The organism is Agrobacterium sp. CGMCC 11546, assembly GCF_013365515.1.
In the GTDB taxonomy this organism is placed as follows: domain Bacteria; phylum Pseudomonadota; class Alphaproteobacteria; order Rhizobiales; family Rhizobiaceae; genus Agrobacterium; species Agrobacterium fabrum.
In genome coordinates this window covers 2,852,939-2,874,366 of sequence record NZ_CP047387.1, presented here as the reverse complement: position 1 = coordinate 2,874,366, position 21,428 = coordinate 2,852,939, and the positions used below count along the sequence as shown (strand labels likewise).

The following is a 21,428-nucleotide window of genomic DNA, read 5'->3' as shown; positions in this document are numbered from 1 at the left end:
GCGGCCCCTTTTACGGTTGGGTCTAATAGACGTCGCGCAGATAGCGTTTTTCACGCTTCAGCCGGTTGACATAGTCGCTTGCGGCCTCGGCGGAGATGCCGGCCTCATCGCTTATGATGCTGTGCAGGGCGTCATCGACATCCTTGGCCATACGGGTCGCATCGCCGCAGACGTAGAAATAGCCGCCCTCCTCCAACCATTGATAAAGCGCCTTGCCGTTCTGCCGCATGCGGGTCTGGACATAGATTTTCTCCGCCTGATCCCGTGAAAAAGCAAGGTCGAGGCGTGTCAGCACGCCATCGCGGCTCATGTCGCCAAGTTCGTTTTCGTAGATGAAATCCGACTGCCTGTGCTGGTCGCCAAAAAACAGCCAGTTCTTGCCCCTGGCGCCGCGCGCCTGCCGTTCCTGCAAAAACGCCCGGAACGGCGCAATACCCGTGCCCGGTCCCACCATGATAACAGGCGCGTTATCGTCCTGCGGGGCGCGGAATGCCTTGTTGGGCGAGACGAAAATACCGGCACTATGCCCGGCGTCTACCCGATCTGCGAGATAGGTGGAGCATATGCCGCCACGCTCCCGGCCTTCGGCGCGATACCGCACGCTGGCGATCGTCAGATGCAAGCTGTTTTTCGCAACCAGAGGGCTGGAGGAAATGGAATAGGCGCGGTGCTGCAAGGGTTTCAGGAAGGTGACGAATTCGGCTAGCTCGAAGAGTGGCTTTCCGCCTAGATTGAGCAGGTCGAGAATATCCTTGCTCCAGAGAAAGGCGGCAAGCTGCTCCTTGTCGCCATTCGCAAGGATATGGGAAAGTTCCTCATGCCCCGCGCGTTTGCCGATTTCAGCCACCAGTTCGCGTGACGGCGTTGAAATCTCGTACATGTTGAGAAGCGCATCGCCAACCGGCCGGTCCAGCCCGGCGACTTGGCTGTCTGCGCCCGCTCCGAAATGGGCGAGCAGCGCGCCGGCCAGTTTCGGATCGTTAAGCGGAACAACACCAAGCGCGTCACCCGCCTCATAGTCGAGCCCGCTTTCGCGAAGATCGAATTCGTAGTGACGGATTTCCTTGGACGAGCCGGGACCGGACAGGCGGCGATTAACGCTTACCTTCGCTGAATAGGGGTTCTTGCGGTTCCAGCCCGATTTTGCCCGCGTTGGCTGCGCGGCGATGTCGGGCATGGTGACAGCGGCTTCCTTGCCACCATCGACGGCCAGCGCAAGCGGCAGGGCCTCACCGATCCACGCAGCGGCTGCATCTTCAAAATCGATATCGCAGTCGATACGAGTCTTCATGCGCCTGCCGCCGAGCTGTTCAAAGCGCGTGTCGATGAGCTTGCCGGCCTGGCAGAAACCATCATAACCGGTATCACCCAAGGCAAGTACGGCGAAATTCATCTCGTCCAGCCGCGGCGCGCTGTCAGCAGCAAGCGCCTCCCAGAATAGCTGGGCATTGTCAGGCATCTCGCCTTCGCCATAGGTCGAAGTGACGACGATGACCCGCTTCATGGAGCCGAGGCTGTCCATGGAGACGTCATCCAGAGCCGTCACCACCGGTTGCATGCCCTGGGCGCGTGCAGCGGCGGCGATATCCATGGCAAGCGCTTCGGCATTGCCCGTCTGGGTGCCGACAAGGATGTTCAACACGCTGGCCGCCGATTTGGGGGCAGCGGCGGCAACGGAGGTCTCCAGACCGATGGCGGTGCGGGAGTGGAGCCCGGCCAGAAAGCCGGCGAGCCAGGCGCGCTGATCGCCGTTGAAGGGCGCATCCTGTGGAATGTAAGGTATCTTCATCATGCTGCCCTGCTATGACTGGATGCGGTGGCAAGGTCCGGAATGGCGCGCGCGGCGAAAAGCTCCTCGAAGCCAGGCAGGCGGCCGATCTTCTCGATGTTTTTCCGGTTCTGCTGAATGATCCAGCCATAGGTGCCGGGGCTGTCCACCGACCAGATATTCCGGCGCGCCAGCGCCTGCTTGTAATCATCGAGCCGCTTGGCGGCGATCATCACCGCAAGCTGCTCGTCGCTATGGTCGGACAACGCCTCGCGTGCATATTTCATGAGACGCTGCATCAGCGCGTGATCTTCCGTGAGGATGAGATTGCGCACGGCTTTTTCGATGGCGGGATCAGAAGGGCCCGATGCCATCGGCAACCGTTGCAGGGCGATGGCCTGCGCCATGCTCAACACGGTATAATTGTTGATGAGCGCGTACATGTCCTCCGTGTCCGTCTCACCATAACCCGGCACCGTTCCGTTGAGCACGGCTTTGCGGTCACGATAGGCAAGCTTGAACTTGCGTAGCTGATAGCCGGCAAGCGCAGAGGCCAGTTCCTCCAGCAGCTCCTTGCGGGGCTTGGCTTTCAGAATTTCATCACTGTCCTGATAAAGCAGCAGGGCGCGCGGCATGCCATAGACGAAATTGTGCTGCTCGCTTTCCCAGTTCTCCAGAAGCCACGCGGCCTTGGCCGAGCCGGTCTCCGCGACATGCAAGGTCAGAAGCTGATGGACGGCCTGATTGTGGATTGCGGCCTGTTCGTCCTCACCGGTGATCGAGCCGAGCAGGATCGAATCATGGCTGACCTTCTTCGGCAGATCGCCATAGGGATCGTATTGATAAACGAAGCCGCCGCTCATGCCGTTGCCAAAACCCTTACCGAAACTGCCAAGGTTGAGAACGGCGCCGTTTGTCATATATTCGCAGGCGAAATCGCCAACGCCTTCGACCACGGCGGTCGCGCCGGAGTTACGCACGGCGAACCGGTCGCCCGCCTGCCCTTCCACGAAGATACGGCCGCCGGTGGCGCCGAACAGCGCAAAATTGCCGACCAGCACATTGCCGCCAGCCTCTTCCGATCCGCCGCCGGGGGAGCGCACTACAATGGTGCCGCCGCAGGCGCTTTTGCCGACGCCGTCATTGCAGGTGCCGGTATGGACCATGATCATACCGTCATTGCAGAACGCGCCGAAGGACTGCCCCGCTGAACCTGATGTGTCGATGCGCACCGAACCCGCCTCCAGAAAACGGCGGCCGCGGCTATCCACCTTCACGGCCGGCAGCGCGCCCGCCTCTTCGTCAGAAAGTTCATGGTTCAGAATGCGCTCGATATCGATGGCGAGCTGGCCGCCAACGCTCTTGTTGCAATTGTTGAGGAAACGGTTGCCGCCAAGCTCGATGTTTTCCCGCTTGCCGTCGATCAGGGCCGAGCGAACAAGTTCGATGAAGGCGTCGTCCAGCGCAAAGTCCTTTTCCATATAGACCGGGCTGTCGATCTTCACCTCTTCGACCACGGCAAGCATTGCCCGGAGGTCAAGCTGGCCGACGCTCGCCGGATGATCGAGGAGGTGAAGAAGATCGGAGCGGCCCCTGGCTTCCCGCAAGGAGCGCAGGCCTAGACCTGCCAGAATCTCGCGCGTCTCATGGGCGATGTTCATGAGATATTGCGCCAGCGCCCTCGGGTCGCCGTTAAAGGCTTCCTGATTGGTGGTCAGGCCGGCCGGGCATTTGATGTTGCAGTTCTTCGCCATGACGCATTTCAGCATCATCAGCGCCGTTGTGCCGAATTCAAAGCTGTCGCCGCCTAGAAGGGCCGACTTCACCACGTCGCTCGCAGTCTGGTGGGCGCCGGAGCAGCGCAACAGCACTTTGGCGCGCAGGCCGGTGGCGCAGAGCGCCTGATGCACCTCGGCGATGCCGATTTCCGCCGCGCGGCCGGTATATTTCAAGCTGGTGACGGCTGCCGCGCCCGTGCCGCCGGTATTGCCTGCGACGTTGATGACATCTGCGCCCGCCTTGGCGACGCCGACCGCAATCGTGCCGATGCCTTCCGAAGAGACGAGCTTGACGATGACCCGCACGCGCGCTGCCTTGGCATCGTGGATGAGCTGGGCCAGATCTTCGATCGAATAGGTATCGTGATGCGGCGGCGGCGAAACGAGTTCGACGCCGGGCGTGCCACCGCGTGCGGCGGCGATTTCCACCGTCACCTTCGGCGATGGCAACTGTCCGCCTTCTCCGGGCTTTGCGCCCTGGCCGATCTTGATCTCGATTTCCTCCAGCATTGGATCGGCAAGATAACCGGCCCAGACACCGAAGCGGCCGGAGGCGAACTGCTTGATGCGCGAGGCGCGGATGGTGCCGTAACGGGAGATATGCTCGCCCCCCTCACCCGAATTGGACATGCCGCCAACCATGTTGGTGCCATGCGCCACCGCCTCATGGGCAGCGGCGACAAGCGCGCCGTGGCTCATGGCGCCCGATGCCAGCGTCTTGGTGATCTCGCTCGCCTTCTGCACCGTCTCAAGCGGAATGCTGTCCGGTGCGGTGCGGATAAGCGACATATAGGCGAAGGCCTCACCCTTTGCCTGAACCATGAGCGCGCCGCCTTCCAGCCAATGGCCGGCGATATCGTCATCAAAACGGTCGAGCAGCGACTGGCCGAGTGCGGCGAGGCGGGCAAGTTCATGACCGTGCGGGCCGATCAACTGTAGCCGGAACGAGCCGTCTGCCGCCTCTTCACAGCGCAAGCCGCGCACCATGAAGCTGTTATTTCCATGCCTGCAAAAACGGCCCATTTCCCGGCGGAACTCTTCGGCCGAACCGGCGAAGGTCACGTCGGCCGGTAGTTCCAGAACATCACGCAGGGCGGCAGGGCGGCGCGCTCTTTCTTCCGCCATCATGCGGGAAAAGGCGCGGTAACCGGGCGTTACCTCGAATGCGTCGATTGCGTCAGGGGTCAGCCTGTCGAAACTGTTGTGATAATAGGCAGCATCGTTGAGACCGAAGGCATCCTCCAGCCGGTTTAGCGGCAGTAGGCGCAATGCCTCCTCGTTCTCGGTCCCCTTGTCGAAACCGATCTTTTCCTCCGTCATATCAACGAAGCCGCGAACCGCCGTCGTGCCATAGGAGTGGCCGGCACCTTCGGCACGTTCTTTGAAGAGACCGAGCAGCGGAATGTCGTTTTCGCCTTTCACCGACAGCGCCTTGCGGTGCCAGTCGGCGACTGCCTGTGCGATGACGGCGAAGGTGACGCCACCGACCGGGGTCTTCACATTCGGGAAATAACGCTTCAGCACCGGATCGCTGGTATCGAGGAAATTCGGCTCGAAGAATTCGCCGCCGATATAACTTTCCGCGGTACACAGCCCGACCTTGCCCATGGTCTTCATCAGCGACTTTTCTGCCGCCTTGGCGAAGCGCTTGAAGGCCTTGTCGGCATCGGCGCCAAACTTCTCTTCAGCACGGAACTGCACGCCGAGCGGATAGACGGCTGAAGCTCCAAAGCCGAGGCCGGCTGCAATGTGATGCGAGGAGGAAAACTGCCCGCTTTCGACGATCAGGGAGATACGCAGCCGCAGGCCTTCCTCGATCAGCCGCTGATTGATGGCGGAAACGACCATGATCATCGGCAAGGCCGCGCGGCCGGCCGAAACGTGCCGGTCGGTGACAACGGCGATGCCGCCTTCCTCCGCCGCGAAAGCCACGACCTCGCCGCAAAGACCGTCGATGGCCTGTCGGAGAGCCGCTTCATTGGCATCCTCCGCATCGAAGACCGGCGTATAAAGCATTTCGAAACGACGAACGGGCGTCTCGGGCTGTTCGCGAATACGCAGCATGTCGAGGTGGGTCAGGATCGGGGAGCGCACGACGATCTGGCGGGCCTTCTTCGCGCCGCTGTTCGGCTTTGCGCCGAGAGCCACCCGCAGCGTCATCCCATCAGCCTCGCGAATGCTGTCGAGCGGCGGATTGGTGACCTGCGCGAAACGCTGCGAGAAATATTTGGCCACCCCGCCTTCCTGATCGGAAAGCGCATTGATGGCATTGCCATAACCCATGGCCGAGATTTTTTCCGCACCAGAGGCCAGCATCGGGTCCATCAGGAATTTGAAGCTTTCCTGATTGTGCGAATAGGCGACATAACGCTGGTGCCGTTCCAGATCGCCATTGTAGCGAAGCGGTGATCCTTGCTTGTCAGCGGGCACCTCCGGCAGATCACCAAGCATCACGCGCGCATCAGACAGCAGCGACGAGTAGTCCCGTCGCGAGGCCAGAAGCTCCAGCGCCTCGACGGTGGAAAAGGCGCGACGTTCGGCGTGGTCGTAATACAGCATGCCGCCCGCCTCGATGCGACCGCGACGGATGACGCTTTCCGCCGGAAAGGCGATCTGCCCCGCCTCCGACATGACACAGAGATACTCCTCCGTCTCGACCGTGCGCAGCGGACGCAGGCCAAGACGATCGAGACGGGCGCCGATGATGTTACCGTCACCAAAGATCAGCGCGGCCGGACCGTCATTCTTTTCCTCATATAGCGAGAAATATTCCAGCATCGCCTTCACGCCCGGTGACAGGGTGTCGTCGTTTTCCCAGGCCGGCGGCATCATCGAGACCACGGCGGTGACGAGGTCGAGGCCATCCTCCATCACCCGCGCCTGCAATGTCTGGTCCAGACGGCAGCTGTCCGACTGGCCTTTGGGCCTGACGATGCTGGCATTCTTCGCCAGCGCCACAGCCGCTTCCGAAAGACGGTTTTTCTTGTCGGTGTTGAGTTCGCCATTATGCGCCATCAGGCGGAAGGGCTGCGCCATGGAAGGGTGCGGATCGGTATTGGTGGAAAACCGCGTGTGGAAATACATCGTATGCACTTTATGACGCGGATCGGTGAGGTCGCAGAAGTAGGGCATGACCTCCTGAGAGTTCAGACGCCCCTTAAGGACCTGCGTGCGCGCGCTGAGCGACAGCGGGTAAAAACCGGCAAGATCCGGCACGGTATAGGCAAGCGCTTCGATGGCGAGCAGAGCCTTGTGGATACGCCAGTCGAATTCGGCAAGGGTTGCGCATTCCACCGAAGCTGAAAAGACCCATTGGCGGATCGGTAACTGGTAAGGGATTGCGGCGGGACGGATGGCCGCATCATTGACGGGCACATCACGGACCAGCAGGACCGAGAAGCCCTGCTCCTTCAGAGCGTTGCCGATGATGCCGACGGCCTCACCCTGGAAAGCCGGGTTCTGCGGCAGGAAAAAATTGCCGACGCCGAACCGCCCGGCCGGCAGGGCAGCGTCGCCTGTCAGCTCTCGGAAAAAGGAGAGCGAGAGGTCCAGCGACACGCCCGCACCATCACCCACGCCTTCGGCCGACATGCCACCGCGATGCGGCACGGCACAGAGCGCCTCGTGACCGCGCTTGAGCACATCATGTGTCTGCACGCCGTCCTTGCGGGTGATGAAACCGACACCACAGCTGCTTTTTTCAAAAGCCGCATCGTAAAGGCCGAATTTTTGCTCCGTCACACTCAAGGCACTCTCCCCTCGTTGCGCATTTCGCGCGGCATCGCCCTCTTTCCCGAAACCCGGCGCGTCAGCCGGCACTCTGCGGGCGGAGCCGCAGGCGACCTGGCTGCTCCTGTTTTTTTTGGCTATCGGCGTTTAATGGCGCGAACGGTCGTTTTGCGGCCGTCAAACGGCGTGGCGGCAATGGCCGCTTTCTCGCAAATAATGATCGTCGTCGTTCGCATCGCGTTCCCTGGTGACCGGCATTCCGGCAATGAGACACACTGAATTATGTCAGTATTGCTTACATAATATTTCATGATGTGTCGAGTCAAGATTAAAATCGCGGTCACGCAATAAAAAAACAAAAACGCCGCGAAATCCGACAGGATTCCGCGGCGCGAAGGCTGCAGGGATTGTTAAATTGCCGGGATCACTCCGAAGGCATTTCCAGCGTCCGGCTGAACCAAAGGGCAACCAGCGTACAGACAGCTCCCGACATCAGGTAAATTCCGACCGCGAACAATCCGAATTTGGACGAAAATCCGAGTGCCACGAGCGGTGCGAAACCGGCACCGATCAGCCAGGAAATATCCGAGGTGAGCGACGCGCCGGTGTAGCGGTATTCACGGCTGAAACGGGAGGCGAGCGCACCGCCCGCCTGGCCGAAGGAGAGACCCAGCAACGAAAAGCCGATCAGGACGAAGAGATAACGACCGATATCGCCCGAACTCAGGAGAACGGGTGCTACGAGGCTGAAGAGACCGATGAGAGCTGCGGCGATGGCCAGAAGCTTCCGCCGGCCGATCCTGTCGGCCAGAATGCCGGATACCACGATCATGCCGCCGCAAATGATGGCGCTGACGAATTGCACGAACAGGAAGTCGGAAACACGCTGGCTGGTATTGAGGGAAACCCAGCTCAGCGGGAAGACCGTAACGAGGTGAAACAGCGCAAAACTTGCCAGCGGCACAAAGGCGCCCGTGAGAACCACCGGAAACTGCGAACGCAACATCCTGAACATCGGGCGCGGTTCCAGCTCATGCTGTTCCAGCATGGCCTGGAATTCCGGCGTCACGATCATGCGCAGGCGGGCAAAGAGTGCCAGAACATTGAGCGCCAGCGCCACGAAGAACGGGAAACGCCAGCCCCAAGCGAGGAACTCGGCATTGGAAAGCTGCGTGACGAAAACGATGAAGAAAGCGCTGGCGAGACCGAAGCCCATTGCCGCACCGATCTGCGGCATCATGGCGTACCAACCGCGCTGCTTTTGCGGTGCATTCATGGCAAGCAGCGAGACAAGACCATCCCAGGCACCGCCAAGGCCGAGGCCCTGACCGATACGGAACGCGGCCAGAAGACAGGGCGCAAGCATGCCCGCTTCGTCATAAGAAGGAAGGAAGCTGATCGCCATGGTGGAACCACAGAGCGTGAAGAGCGCCGCCATAAGCTTGACCGCCCGACCGAACTTGCGATCGATCTGGAGGAAGATCAGCGAGCCGATCGGTCTTGCGATAAAGGCAAGCGAGAATACCGCAAAGGAATAAAGCGTGGCCGTCAGAGGGTCGACGAAGGAAAAGAAGACGTGCGGAAAAACAAGCGCAGAGGCGATGGCATAGATGAAAAAGTCAAAGAATTCAGTCATTCTCGCAAGAATGACCGCAATCGTGATGCGATCCGGATCGACGCTCGTGGGACCAGCCCCGTTTGCCTCCGGTGCCTGCCCAAAGGATGGAGCAGCATTGGTATAACTCATAATATCCCTCCTGCGTCATGGACGAACCATTCCCTGTAACGCTCGGGCTCCTCTTCCGTTGCGTTACGATGCGGCGGATTGTCACACGCACCCTACGTAACGTCAATTGAAGTTTGACAATAAAGGGTTGCCGAGCGCGCCGACCGTGCGATAATGCAGCCGCTCGCCTCTAAACGCAGTACTGCCTGGCATATGGTGCATCGCGAAGGATTCGCTGCACCGCGACAATATACCTCATTTCAAAAATGACCTTCGGCAATTATTCGCGGCGTAATCCAAACTGTACGAGTTCAAAGAACGTGCGCATGATCAAAAAACTCCCATCCGCCCTTCTGGCAATCCCGGCCCTGCTGTTGCTCAGCGGCTGCAATCTGGTCGTCATGAACCCTTCGGGCGACGTGGCTATCCAGCAGCGCGATCTTATCATCACGTCCACAGTCCTGATGCTGCTGATCATCGTCCCGGTCATCGTCCTGACGCTGTTTTTCGCCTGGAAGTACCGCGAGTCGGCCAAGGCCGAAGATTACGATCCCGAGTGGCATCACTCTACACGCCTTGAAATGGTGATCTGGTCGGCCCCCGTCGCCATCATCCTGATGCTCGGCACGGTGACGTGGATTTCCACCCACCGTCTCGACCCCTATCGCCCGCTGGAACGGATCGACGAGAACCGTCAGGTAACCGCCGATATCAAGCCGATCACGGTCGAAGTGGTGGCCATGGACTGGAAGTGGCTGTTCTTCTATCCTGAACTCGGCATCGGCAGCGTCAACGAATTTGCCGCGCCGGTCGATGTTCCGATCAATTTCAAGATCACCGGCACGACCGCGATGAACTCCTTCTTCGTTCCCGCACTTGCCGGCCAGATCTACGCCATGGGCGGCATGCAGACCAAGCTGCACGCGGTCATCAATAAGGAAGGTGTCTACGACGGCATCTCGGCCAACTTCTCCGGCCCCGGCTTCTCGCATATGCGCTTCAAGTTCCATGGCCTCAGCCAGCAGGGCTTCGACCAGTGGGTGGCCAAGGTGAAAGAAGGCGGCAAGGGCTTCGGCCGGCAGGAATATCTGGAATTCGCCAAGCCTTCCGAGCGTGAGCCGGTGCAATATTTCGCTTCGGTCGATCCGGAGCTGTACAGCGCCATCCTCAACCGCTGCGTGGAACCCAACAAGCTCTGCATGCGCGACATGATGCATATCGACGCCAATGGCGGCGGCGGCAAGGAAGGTATCGACATCGCCAAGGCGCTGAACTCCGTCGTCTGCACACCGCTTGCGCCTTACGGTGTCGCCAGCGGACCCCAATCCACTCCGGCTGCGATCAAAGGTCAGACTTTTGAACCCGCTGCGCTGCCGGAAACGAAACAAGTCGCTGGCTGACGGATACGTCCCGGCATTCTGCGGCGCGGCCAATGGCTGCGCCGATCTTACGTCTTAGAATCGCAAGAGGCTGAAAATGATCGTCAATTCCGATCAAACGTCGTTCCTGTTCGGGAAGCTGACATGGGAATCCATCCCGCTTCACGAGCCCATTCTTGTCGCCACCTTCGCGGCTGTGGCCCTGGGCGGCATCGTCGTCGTCGGCGCCCTCACCTATTTCCGCCTGTGGGGCTACCTCTGGAATGAATGGTTCACGAGCATCGATCACAAGAAGATCGGTATCATGTACATCATTCTGGCGCTGGTCATGCTGCTGCGCGGCTTTGCGGATGCCATCATGATGCGTGTCCAGCAGGCGATCGCGTCCGGCGGATCGGAGGGTTACCTTCCGCCGCATCACTACGACCAGATCTTCACGGCCCATGGCGTCATCATGATCTTCTTCATGGCCATGCCGATGATCACCGGCCTCATGAACTTCGTCGTGCCGCTGCAGATCGGCGCCCGCGACGTTTCGTTCCCCTTCCTCAACAACTTCTCCTTCTGGATGACCACGGCTGGCGCCATCATCACCATGATCTCGCTGTTCGTGGGTGAATATGCGCAGACCGGCTGGCTCGCCTATCCGCCGCTGTCCGGCATCGATGGCAGCCCGGGGGTCGGGGTCGATTATTACATCTGGGGTCTGCAGATCGCCGGTGTGGGAACGACGCTATCGGGCATCAACCTGATCGTGACCATCATCAAGATGCGCGCCCCTGGCATGACCATGATGCGCATGCCGATCTTCGTCTGGACGTCGCTGTGTTCTAACATCCTGATCGTCGCATCCTTCCCGATCCTGACTGCGACGCTCGCGCTTCTGACCCTTGACCGCTACGCTGGTACGAATTTCTTCACCAACGATCTCGGCGGCAATCCGATGATGTATGTCAACCTCATCTGGATCTGGGGCCACCCCGAGGTTTACATTCTGGTGCTGCCGGCTTTCGGTATCTTCTCCGAAATCGTTGCCACCTTCTCGGGCAAGCGTCTGTTCGGTTACGCGTCGATGGTTTACGCCACCGCCGTCATCACCATCCTCTCCTACCTCGTCTGGCTGCACCACTTCTTCACCATGGGTTCGGGCGCCAACGTCAATGCCTTCTTCGGCATCACCACGATGATCATCTCGATCCCCACGGGTGCGAAGATTTTCAACTGGCTCTTCACCATGTATAAGGGCCGCATCAAGTTCGACGTGCCGATGCTGTGGACGATCGGCTTCATGATCACCTTCGTCATCGGTGGCATGACCGGCGTTCTTCTCGCCGTTCCGCCGGCGGACTTCGTGCTGCACAACTCGCTGTTCCTGATCGCGCATTTCCACAACACGATCATCGGCGGCGTGGTCTTCGGCGTTCTGGCCGGTATCGTCTACTGGTTCCCGAAGGCCTTCGGTTACCGTCTCGATCCGTTCTGGGGCAAGCTGTCCTTCTGGTTCTGGTTCGTCGGCTTCTATTTCGCCTTCATGCCGCTCTATATTCTCGGCCTGATGGGCATCACCCGCCGTATCAGCCAGTTCGAGGATAATTCACTGCAGATCTGGTTCGTGATTGCCGCCTTCGGCGCCTTCCTGATCGCGCTCGGCATCGCCTCCTTCATCATCCAGCTCATCGTCAGCTTCCTGAAGCGCGACCAGCTGCGTGACGTCACCGGCGATCCCTACAACGCCCGTACGCTGGAATGGTCGACATCGTCGCCACCGCCGCAGTACAACTTCGCCTTCACGCCGGTCATTCACGACGTGGATGCCTGGCATGACATGAAGAAGCGCGGCTACAGCCGTCCGCTGGAAGGCTTCATTCCGATCCATATGCCGAAGAATACCGGTGCAGGCGTCATCATCAGCGCCATCAGCGTAGTGCTCGGCTTCGCCCTGGTGTGGCACATCTGGTGGCTCGCTGCGCTGTCCTTCATCGGCGTCATCGCGGTCTCCATCGCCCACACCTTCAACTACAATCGCGATTATTACATTCCCGCGTCCGACGTTTCGACCGTCGAGGCGGAGCGTACGAAGCTGCTCGCGAAACAGGCGTAACGGAACATGGCTCATACACCTGCACAAAGCGTCGACGGCGCTGAACCACCGGTCTTTTACCTGAAGGAAGACCACCACCCGGAAAACGGCACTTCGATCGGCTTCTGGCTCTATCTGATGAGCGACTGCCTGATCTTTGCCGTGCTCTTCGCCACCTATGCCGTTCTCGGCCGCAGCTATGCGGCCGGTCCTTCAGGCGCGGATCTTTTCGATCTCAAGCTCGTGGCTATCAACACCGGCTTCCTGCTTCTCTCCTCCATCACCTATGGCTTCGCCATGCTGGAAATGGAAAAGCTGAAGGTGAAGTCGACGCTGATCTGGCTCGGCATCACCGGCCTCTTCGGCCTCGCCTTCCTTGCCGTGGAACTTTACGAGTTTCACCACCTGATCGAAGAAGGTGCCGGCCCGCAACGTTCGGCCTTCCTTTCGGCTTTCTTCGCTCTGGTCGGCACCCACGGTCTGCACGTCACCTTCGGCACCATCTGGCTCGTTACGCTGATGGTTCAGGTGGCAAAACACGGCCTGATCGCCGCAAACAAGCGCCGCCTGATGTGCCTTTCAATGTTCTGGCACTTCCTTGACGTCATCTGGATCGGCGTCTTCTCCTTCGTTTACCTCATGGGAGTTCTTTGATGAGTTCCGAAGCACACGCACATCACGACGCGCATGGCGACGACCATCACCATGATGGCGCAAGCCACGGCACGTTCAAAAGCTATATGATCGGCTTCGTCCTGTCGGTCATTCTGACGGCGATCCCCTTTTGGCTGGTCATGGGTGGCGTTCTTGAAAACAAGACCCTGCTCGTCATCGCCATCATGGGCCTCGGCGTCATCCAGATCTTCGTGCACATGATCTACTTCCTGCACATGGACACCAGGTCCGAAGGCGGCTGGACCTTCATGGCGCTGATCTTCACCGTTGTGGTGCTGCTGATCACGCTCTCCGGCTCGCTTTGGGTCATGTACAACATGAACAAGAACATGATGCCGCTGCATATCGAGGATGTGAAGAACCTGCCCTGAGCAGCGATAAATCAGCGGTCTGCCGGAAGCCCGGCAGGCCGCTTTCCGCGCCAACACATAACCCCATGAATCCTGGCTCGATTTATGGGGTTATTTGCTGGAGGAAGCGCATACGGGTGGAACGAGGCCCGCCGAAGCAGAAGACCTCTCTGCCGGTTGCGCTTCGCAAGGACCGTGACATGAGCGAAATCGCACCCCAAAACCGGCGCATCCGCCCTGCGGCAATCGTCGTCCTGTTTTTGACCATTGCCCTGACGGGCTGCCTGCTGGCGCTTGGAACATGGCAGGTTCAGCGCCTTTTCTGGAAACTAGACCTGATCGAGCGCGTCGACGCCCGCGCCCATGCCGAGCCAGTCGATGCCCCTGCCGCCAGCGAATGGCCGGCCCTCGGCAATCCCTCGGATTACGAATATCGTCGCGTGAAACTGACCGGCACACTCCTTAACGACAGGGAAGTTCAGGTCTACACGGTCACCGATCTCGGGCCCGGCTACTGGGTCATGACCCCGCTTCGGCGCGACGATGGTTCAAGCATCATCGTCAATCGCGGTTTCGTGCCCTCCGACCGGCGCGATCCGTCCTCGCGCGCGGGAGGCGAACCGACCGGAAACGTCGAGATCGTCGGGCTGATGCGCGCGCCGGAAACCGGCGGGCTTTTCCTTCGAACCAACGACCCGGCAAATGGCCGCTGGTATTCCCGCAATATCCCTCAGATCACGCAGGCTTCCGGGCTTTCAGACGTCGCGCCCTTTTATGTCGATGCGGATGCGACACCCAATCCGGGTGGCCTGCCGGTTGGCGGCAAGACCATGCTCACTTTCCCCAACAACCACCTCTCCTACGCTGTGACATGGTATATTCTGGCGGCGATGGTGGTGGCTGCCGGCTGGTATGTGCTACGCAACCTCAACGCACCGAAATCGAAACGGGATGCTGATTGAACCGCTGGTTTTACCGGATGGTTCATAAAAGCGCTTCCTTCTTCACGTTTTGCTGATCTATAACGACAGTTCGGCCTGACATTGCCCCGTCGGCGCAATTTTGTTTCGGTGAGTTATGGCAAGAGCATTTCTTCTCGTTCTGGATTCCTTCGGTGTCGGCGGCGCGCCTGACGCAGAGCGTTATGGCGATCTTGGTGCAAATACGCTCGGTCATATCGCGGAATTCTGCGCGGCAGGTGCGGCGGATAGAGCCGGGCTTCGGGCCGGGCCGCTGAAGCTGCCGAACATGTGTTCGCTCGGCCTCCTGGAGATTGCAAGGCAGGCAAGCGGCGACATTCCCGCCGGCATGGAACCGCCGGAGCGGATTTTCGGGCTGCACGGCTCGGCCAGCGAAATCTCCAAGGGCAAGGACACGCCTTCGGGCCATTGGGAGATCGCCGGCACACCCGTGACGTTCGACTGGGGTTATTTCCCGACGGAGGGCGACGCCTTTTCCCCGGAGCTGGTTGAGGCGATCTGCAGGCAAGCCGATATTCCCGGCATCCTCGGCAATTGCCATGCTTCCGGTACCGAGATCATCGCTGCGCTCGGTGAAGAACATATCCGGAGCGGCAAGCCGATCTGCTACACCTCTTCCGATTCCGTGTTCCAGATTGCCGCGCATGAAACCCACTTTGGTCTGGATCGGCTTATCGCGCTCTGCGAGACGGTGCGCAAACTGCTCGATCCCCTGAATATCGGTCGTGTGATCGCCCGCCCCTTCATCGGCGAGACGGTCGCCACCTTCGAACGCACCGGCAACCGCCGGGACTTCTCCGTCCCGCCGCCGGAGCCGACCCTGCTCGACCGGCTGGTGGAGGCGGGCCGCAAGGTGCATGCCATCGGCAAGATCGGCGACATCTATGCTCATCAGGGTGTGACGCGCGTCATCAAGGCAAATGGCAACGCCGCCTTGATGGATGCGACGCTGCATGCCATTGACGAGGCTGAAAACGGCGATCTCGTCTTCACCAATTTCGTCGATTTCGACATGCTTTACGGCCACCGCCGAGACGTTGCCGGTTATGCGGCGGCGCTTGAGGCCTTCGATGCGCGTATTCCGGAAATCCACCGCAAGATGGCACCTGGCGATATAGCGCTTCTCACCGCCGACCATGGTTGCGATCCCACCTGGCGGGGCACGGACCATACGCGCGAAAGGGTGCCGATCATGGCATTCGGGCCAGGCATCCGTTCCCGCGATGTCGGTATTCGTTCAAGCTACGCCGATATTGGCGAAAGTATCGCCCACCATCTTGGCATAGAGGCCGGTTCACACGGCAGGAGCTTCATTTGACATCGCATTTGCTGAAAGCGGAAATTCACTGCCACCTCGAAGGTGCAGCACCGCCTGACCTCGTTGTGAAACAGGCGGAGAAATACGGCATCGACACCAGCGGCTTTCTGCGCGACGGCCAATATATCTGGTCGGATTTTGCGGAATTCATCCAATGCTACGATGCGGTGGCGCAGGTATTCAAGTCCGATGAGGACTATGCGGTCCTGACGGAAACCTATCTGACGGAACTGGCCGAGGCCAATACGATCTACAGCGAATTGATCATCTCGCCCGATCATGGCGACCGCATCGGGCTTGGCGCGGACGCCTATCTCGCCGGTATTGCCGAGGGTATCCGTATCGCCAAAGAAAAGACCGGCATCGAAACCCGCATCATCGTCACGGGCGAGCGGCATTTCGGCCCCGAGCGAGTGATCGCGGCGGCCGAATATGCGGCGCGCGCCCAGCATCCGCTGGTCACTGGCTTCAACATGGCGGGCGAAGAACGCATGGGCCGGGTTGCCGACTACGCCCGCGCTTTCGATATCGCTCGCGATGCGGGTCTTGGGCTGACGATCCATGCCGGTGAAGTCTGCGGGCCGGAAAGCGTTGCCGACGCGCTCGATCTCGTCAAACCGTCGCGTATCGGCCACGGCGTGCGCGCTATCGAAGATGCCGCTCTCATCTCCCGGCTGGTCGAGACAGGAACGGTTCTCGAAGTCTGCCCCGGCTCGAATATCGCGCTCAGCGTCTATCCCGATTTCGCCAGCCACCCGCTGAAAGCTCTGAGCGATGCCGGGGTGCGCGTCTGCATCAGTTCCGACGACCCGCCGTTCTTCTTCACCTCGCTTGCGCGGGAATATGCGCTGGCTGCAGACGCTTTCGGTTTCAGCGATACCGAGATCAACCGCATGACCCGCACCGCACTGGAATGCGCCTTTGTGGACGAGGCAACGCGCGAGCGGCTGCTTGCTAGATTGGGTGAGGCCTGAGACGGTTGTTGGCAGGGTAAAACCGCGAAGAAGGCTTGCGAAAAACGTGCTTTCGGTGAATTACAGGGCATAAGATAAAAAGGAAGGCCAGTTTCATGGACGGCGTCACAGTCATCGAACATCCGCTGGTGCGGCACAAACTCACCATCATGCGCAAGAAGGAAACTTCCACGGCCGGCTTCCGCCGTCTGCTCAGGGAAATTTCGACGCTGCTCTGCTATGAAGTGACGCGTGACCTTGAAATGACGATGGAAACCATCGATACACCGCTCGAGACCATTCAGGCACCGGTTCTGGAAGGCAAGAAGCTGGTTTTCGCTTCCATCCTGCGCGCCGGCAATGGTCTTCTGGAAGGCATGCTGGAGCTGGTTCCGTCCGCACGCGTGGCGCATGTCGGCGTCTATCGTGACCACGATACGCTTGAGGCCGTCGAATATTATTTCAAGGCTCCCGAAAGCCTCGATGCCCGCCTGGTCATCGTTGTCGATCCGATGCTGGCGACCGGCAATTCCTCCATCGCCGCCGTTGAAAAGCTCAAAGAGCGCGGTGCGAAGAATATCCGTTTCCTGTGTCTGCTGGCGGCACCAGAGGGCATCAAGAATTTCCGTGAAGCGCATCCCGATGTGCCGATTTACACGGCCGCAATCGACCGGTACCTGAACGAAAAAGGCTATATCGTTCCCGGCCTCGGCGATGCCGGCGACCGCATGTACGGCACCAAATAACGCCGTTCATCCTTGCTTAACCGTTTGAGCCATTCGCCGCGCGATAAGCGGCGAATGGCTTTTTCTTTTAAGATTTCAGCATGTTTTGCGCCTATGCTGCAGAGGGTTAACCCTTGCCCATGAGGAGCAATCACTTGCTGGCGCGTGCGATTTTTCTGCTTGTCGGTCTTTCAGTCAGCGCCACGCAGATTCCAGCGCTGATGGAAAAATTTCAGCCGCGCCTGGAAACCAGCGCGGCAAAATCCGGCGCCACCGCCGACGTTTCCAGACCTCAGTCGGTTTCACTGGGCAGCGTCAGTCTGAAAGCGGATACGCGTGGTCACTTCAATGCCACCTTCCGCATCAATGGCAAGTCCTTCGACGGGCTTGTCGATACAGGTGCCTCCATGGTGGCGATCAACGAGACGATTGCACGCCGGCTCGGTTACGGCGTCAACAGCCTCGATTTCAAATATGCAATCTCGACCGCCAATGGGCAGACCCTGGCGGCCCATGTGAAACTCGACCGGGTGGAGATTGGCGCCATCCGCGTTCAGAATGTCGATGCCATGGTGCTGAAGGACAATGCGCTGAGCAACATGCTGGTCGGCATGAGCTTTTTGAAGCAACTATCGTCCTTTAAGGTAACGGGCGGCGAAATGCGGCTGGTCAGGTGATCCGCTCGAGGACAGATGCCGCGATTTCCGGAGCGTTATCCGCAATCCCAAAACAGTCCTCTATTCTCTTGACCGCACGTTCCGCGTCTTCGCTGGAGGCTGCGTGAACGACGGCGATCGGCTCGCCCTTCTCCACCCTTACGCCAAGCGGCAGAATATCCGAAATACCGACTGCCGGATTGATGGTGTCCGAGGGTTTTGTTCTGCCGCCGCCGAGTTCGACGACAACCATGCCGAGATCGCGCGTTGCACAGGATGCGAGCCAGCCGCTTCGTGCAGCGGGAACCGGGAGGATGATCGGTGCACAGGCCAAGTAACGGGATGGATTCTCGATAAAATCCGACGGGCCGCCCAGTGCCGAAACCATCCGCGCGAACACCTCCATGGCGCGGCCGGAGGAGAGAGCCGCCGACGCCAACGCCGCGCCTTCCTCCAATGTCGCGGCTTTATGAGCCTGCATCAGCATTTCCGCCGCGAAGGAAAGAACCACTTTTTCCAGACGGGTGCCAGCCTTTCGACCAGCCAGAAACTCCAGGCAATTGACGATTTCGACGGCATTGCCTGCCGCATCGCCGAGTGACTGGTTCATGTCGGTGACCAGCGCCGTCGTCGGCAGGCCGGCGCCATTCGCCACATCGACCAGCGCGCGGGCAAGAATGCGGGCATCCTCCAGGCTTTGCATGAAGGCGCCGTTGCCGACCTTCACGTCGAGAACCAGCGTCTCAAGCCCGGCTGCGAGCTTCTTCGAAAGAATGGACGCGGTAATCAGCGGTATGGAATCGACAGTCGCCGTCACGTCCCTGATAGCGTAGAGGCGTTTGTCGGCGGGGGCGAGATCGCCCGTCTGGCCGATGATAGCGCAGCCCACCGACTGCACCGTCCGGCGAAACAGCGCCTCATCCGGCATGACATCATAACCGGGGATTGCTTCCAGCTTGTCGAGCGTGCCACCGGTATGGCCAAGGCCCCTGCCGGAAATCATCGGCACGGCAAGACCGCAGGCGGCAACGATGGGAGCCAGCATCAGGGAGACATTGTCACCGACACCGCCGGTAGAATGCTTGTCCGCCACCGGCCTGCCAATATCGCGCCAGGAGAGGACATCGCCGCTGTCGCGCATGGCAAGAGTCAGCGCCACCATTTCGTCGCGGTTCATGCCACGGAAAAACACCGCCATGGCAAAAGCGGCCGCCTGCCCTTCCGAAATGCCGTCTTTCGACAGCGCTTCGATGAATGCGGCAATCTCCTGTGGCGCGAGCGACAGGCCATCGCGTTTGCGGCGGATGATTTCCTGCGGGATCAAGCTCAATACCCGCTGGCGGCCTTGGCCGGTTCGCCGCCGGCCAGCACGTTCAGCACATCATCGAGAACGCCCGAGGCACCGAAACGGAAGGTGGATGGCATGGCCCAGTTGGGCGCCATGATGGTTTCCGCCAGCCGCAGGTAAAGTGTCGCGTCCTCCACCGTGCCGATGCCGCCGGCGGGCTTGAAGCCCACCTTCTTTTTACTGTCGCGGATCGCCTGCAGCATGATATCGGCCGCTTCCAGCGTGGCATTGACGGCGACCTTGCCGGTCGAGGTCTTGATGAAATCCGCCCCTTCGGCAATGGCGATTTCCGAGGCACGGCGGATCAGGGCCTTGTCCTTCAGCTCACCGGTCTCGAGAATGACCTTGAGCAACACAGGTGCCGCGCAAGCCTTACGCACGGCCGCGATCATTTCGGCCACCGCCGATTCATCGCCTGCCATGAATTTACGATAGGGAATGACCAGATCGATTTCGTCGGCGCCATCGCCGATTGCAGCTTCCGTTTCCGCAACCACGGTCGCGACATCGAGATCGCCGGAGGGAAAATTCACGACTGTTGCGATGCGGATCGTGTGGTCCTTTCCGAACGCCGCTCGGGCCTGCGCGACGAAACGCGGCCAGATGCAAATGGCAGCGGTGTTGCCAAACTCCGTATGCGCCCGCTGGCAGAGGGTTGCGATCTGCTGCGGCGTGCAGTCTTCCTTGAGATTGGTCAGGTCCAGCAAGGACAAAGTGAGGGCAGCCGCTTCGCGCGGACGCTGGAGTTCCATGGTCACGCTCCTCCTGCGATCATTTCCTTTAGGATGGCGGCAAGTCTTTTGCCGCCCACGGGAGCCATATCCTTGGTTTCTTCATGGCTCAGTTCCGCACCGGTCATGCCGGCACCGTAGTTGGTAATAACCGATGCAGCAGCAACGCGCATCCCGAAAAAGCGCGCAAGGATGACTTCCGGCACCGTTGACATGCCGACGGCATCGGCACCCAACACCCGCGCCATGCGGATTTCTGCCGGCGTTTCGAAGCTCGGTCCCGAAAACCACATATAGACGCCGCCGAACAGCGGAACCGTCGCGCGGATGGCGGCATTGCGCATGGCGAGCATAAGATCTGGATCATAAGCCGTGGTCATACCAACGAAGCGGCGGTCGCTTTCTTCACCGATCAGCGGGTTCATGCCGGAATAATTGATGTGGTCAGTGATCTGCATGACCGAGCCGGGCGGCATATCCTGCCTGACCGAACCCGCTGAATTGGTAAGAATGAGCGATTGCACGCCGAGACCGGCAAGCGCTTCGATGACCGCACGCATGGCGGCCGGATCGCCCTTTTCGTAATAATGCACCCGGCCAGACAGCATCATGACAGGCTCACCACCCAGATAACCAGCCACCAGCTCGCCCGCATGGCCGGAAACGCCGCTTGCGGGGAAGCCGGGAAGATCGGCATAGGGCACGCGGATCGGATCGCTCACCTCTTCCACCAGCGAACCCAGCCCGGAGCCAAGGACGATGGCGACGCGCGGCATCAGGCCGTTCAGGCGCTCCACCAGAATATCGATCAAACCATCCGTCATCAGGGCAGCTCTGTGTTGAAGCTGAAGGGCAAAAGCTCTTCCATCGTCATCACCTTCTGAACGCCTGCCTCGTCGCAGAGATAGATCTTCGTGTCCGGCGTGGCGAATTCCGCGATCTTCTGCCGGCAGCCGCCGCAGGGAGAGCAGAGCGGCAGCTTTTCAGCGATCACGGCCACTTCGCTGATCTTTTTCGCTCCGCCCATGATCATGGCGCTGATGGCTGATGGCTCCGCGCACCAGCCCTGCGGGAAGGAGATATTCTCGATATTGGCACCCTTGTAGATTTTTCCATCTTCGGCGCGGATCGCTGCGCCGACCGGAAATTTCGAATAGGGCGCATAAGCGAAGGCCATGGCCTCCACCGCCGCCTCGAACAGGGCATGGGATTTTGGGTCGGAGGACATGGGT

The 21,428-nt window shown here is 59.8% G+C and carries 16 protein-coding genes; 9 read left to right on the top strand and 7 right to left on the bottom strand.

Annotation, left to right across the window (positions count from 1 at the left end; all coding sequences use genetic code 11):
* Positions 1-22: 22 nt before the first annotated feature.
* The 3 genes from GSF67_RS14055 to GSF67_RS14045 form a co-directional block, all read right to left on the bottom strand.
* Complete coding sequence (locus GSF67_RS14055; RefSeq protein WP_006309969.1) at positions 23-1,792, bottom strand: sulfite reductase subunit alpha; 1,770 nt, start codon at positions 1,790-1,792, stop codon at positions 23-25.
* Positions 1,789-7,293 (bottom strand): glutamate synthase-related protein, encoded by a 5,505-nt coding sequence (locus GSF67_RS14050; RefSeq protein WP_035214527.1) that lies wholly within the window; start codon positions 7,291-7,293, stop codon positions 1,789-1,791. The genes GSF67_RS14055 and GSF67_RS14050 overlap by 4 nt, the downstream gene beginning before the upstream one ends.
* 406 nt (positions 7,294-7,699) lie before the next feature.
* The gene (locus GSF67_RS14045; protein ID WP_006309966.1) at positions 7,700-9,022 is read right to left on the bottom strand and encodes an MFS transporter; all 1,323 of its coding nucleotides are present in this window, start codon (positions 9,020-9,022) and stop codon (positions 7,700-7,702) included.
* A 305-nt stretch (positions 9,023-9,327) separates the two neighbouring features.
* On the opposite strand from GSF67_RS14045, the gene cyoA reads away from it, so the two are divergent.
* From cyoA to GSF67_RS14000, 9 genes are all read left to right on the top strand, one after another.
* Positions 9,328-10,401, top strand: coding sequence for a ubiquinol oxidase subunit II (gene cyoA, locus GSF67_RS14040; protein ID WP_006309965.1), 1,074 nt, complete (start codon positions 9,328-9,330; stop codon positions 10,399-10,401).
* A 76-nt stretch (positions 10,402-10,477) separates the two neighbouring features.
* Positions 10,478-12,481, top strand: coding sequence for a cytochrome o ubiquinol oxidase subunit I (gene cyoB / locus GSF67_RS14035; RefSeq protein ID WP_006309964.1), 2,004 nt, complete (start codon positions 10,478-10,480; stop codon positions 12,479-12,481).
* A gap of 6 nt (positions 12,482-12,487) precedes the next feature.
* The gene (gene cyoC, locus GSF67_RS14030; RefSeq protein WP_006309963.1) at positions 12,488-13,114 is read left to right on the top strand and encodes a cytochrome o ubiquinol oxidase subunit III; all 627 of its coding nucleotides are present in this window, start codon (positions 12,488-12,490) and stop codon (positions 13,112-13,114) included.
* Entirely contained in the window at positions 13,114-13,506 is a 393-nt protein-coding gene (cyoD, locus tag GSF67_RS14025) for a cytochrome o ubiquinol oxidase subunit IV (protein ID WP_006309962.1), read from the top strand. The genes cyoC and cyoD overlap by 1 nt, the downstream gene beginning before the upstream one ends.
* A 179-nt stretch (positions 13,507-13,685) precedes the next feature.
* The gene (locus GSF67_RS14020; protein ID WP_035214558.1) at positions 13,686-14,447 is read left to right on the top strand and encodes an SURF1 family protein; all 762 of its coding nucleotides are present in this window, start codon (positions 13,686-13,688) and stop codon (positions 14,445-14,447) included.
* Between the two features lie 115 nt (positions 14,448-14,562).
* The gene (locus tag GSF67_RS14015) at positions 14,563-15,783 is read left to right on the top strand and encodes a phosphopentomutase (protein WP_006309960.1); all 1,221 of its coding nucleotides are present in this window, start codon (positions 14,563-14,565) and stop codon (positions 15,781-15,783) included.
* A complete protein-coding gene (locus GSF67_RS14010) occupies positions 15,780-16,757 on the top strand; it encodes an adenosine deaminase (RefSeq protein ID WP_006309959.1) in 978 nt (325 codons plus the stop codon). The genes GSF67_RS14015 and GSF67_RS14010 overlap by 4 nt, the downstream gene beginning before the upstream one ends.
* A gap of 95 nt (positions 16,758-16,852) precedes the next feature.
* Positions 16,853-17,482 carry a uracil phosphoribosyltransferase gene (gene upp / locus GSF67_RS14005; RefSeq protein ID WP_006309958.1) on the top strand — a complete coding sequence of 210 codons (630 nt, stop codon included), beginning with the start codon at positions 16,853-16,855 and terminating at the stop codon, positions 17,480-17,482.
* A 134-nt stretch (positions 17,483-17,616) separates the two neighbouring features.
* The gene (locus GSF67_RS14000; protein ID WP_006309957.1) at positions 17,617-18,138 is read left to right on the top strand and encodes a TIGR02281 family clan AA aspartic protease; all 522 of its coding nucleotides are present in this window, start codon (positions 17,617-17,619) and stop codon (positions 18,136-18,138) included.
* On the opposite strand, the gene deoA is transcribed toward GSF67_RS14000, so the two are convergent.
* The 4 genes from deoA to GSF67_RS13980 are packed head-to-tail and all read right to left on the bottom strand — an operon-like array spanning position 18,131 to position 21,424.
* Positions 18,131-19,447 (bottom strand): thymidine phosphorylase, encoded by a 1,317-nt coding sequence (gene deoA / locus GSF67_RS13995; RefSeq protein ID WP_083815603.1) that lies wholly within the window; start codon positions 19,445-19,447, stop codon positions 18,131-18,133. The two genes, GSF67_RS14000 and deoA, sit on opposite strands and share 8 nt — an antisense overlap.
* Entirely contained in the window at positions 19,444-20,217 is a 774-nt protein-coding gene (gene deoC, locus GSF67_RS13990; RefSeq protein ID WP_006309955.1) for a deoxyribose-phosphate aldolase, read from the bottom strand. Before deoC ends, deoA begins: the two co-directional genes overlap by 4 nt.
* 2 nt (positions 20,218-20,219) lie before the next feature.
* Positions 20,220-21,020 carry a purine-nucleoside phosphorylase gene (locus tag GSF67_RS13985; RefSeq protein WP_006309954.1) on the bottom strand — a complete coding sequence of 267 codons (801 nt, stop codon included), beginning with the start codon at positions 21,018-21,020 and terminating at the stop codon, positions 20,220-20,222.
* On the bottom strand, positions 21,020-21,424 hold the full coding sequence (locus tag GSF67_RS13980; protein ID WP_006309953.1) for a cytidine deaminase: 405 nt from the start codon (positions 21,422-21,424) through the stop codon (positions 21,020-21,022). Before GSF67_RS13980 ends, GSF67_RS13985 begins: the two co-directional genes overlap by 1 nt.
* Between the last annotated feature and the right edge of the window lie 4 nt (positions 21,425-21,428).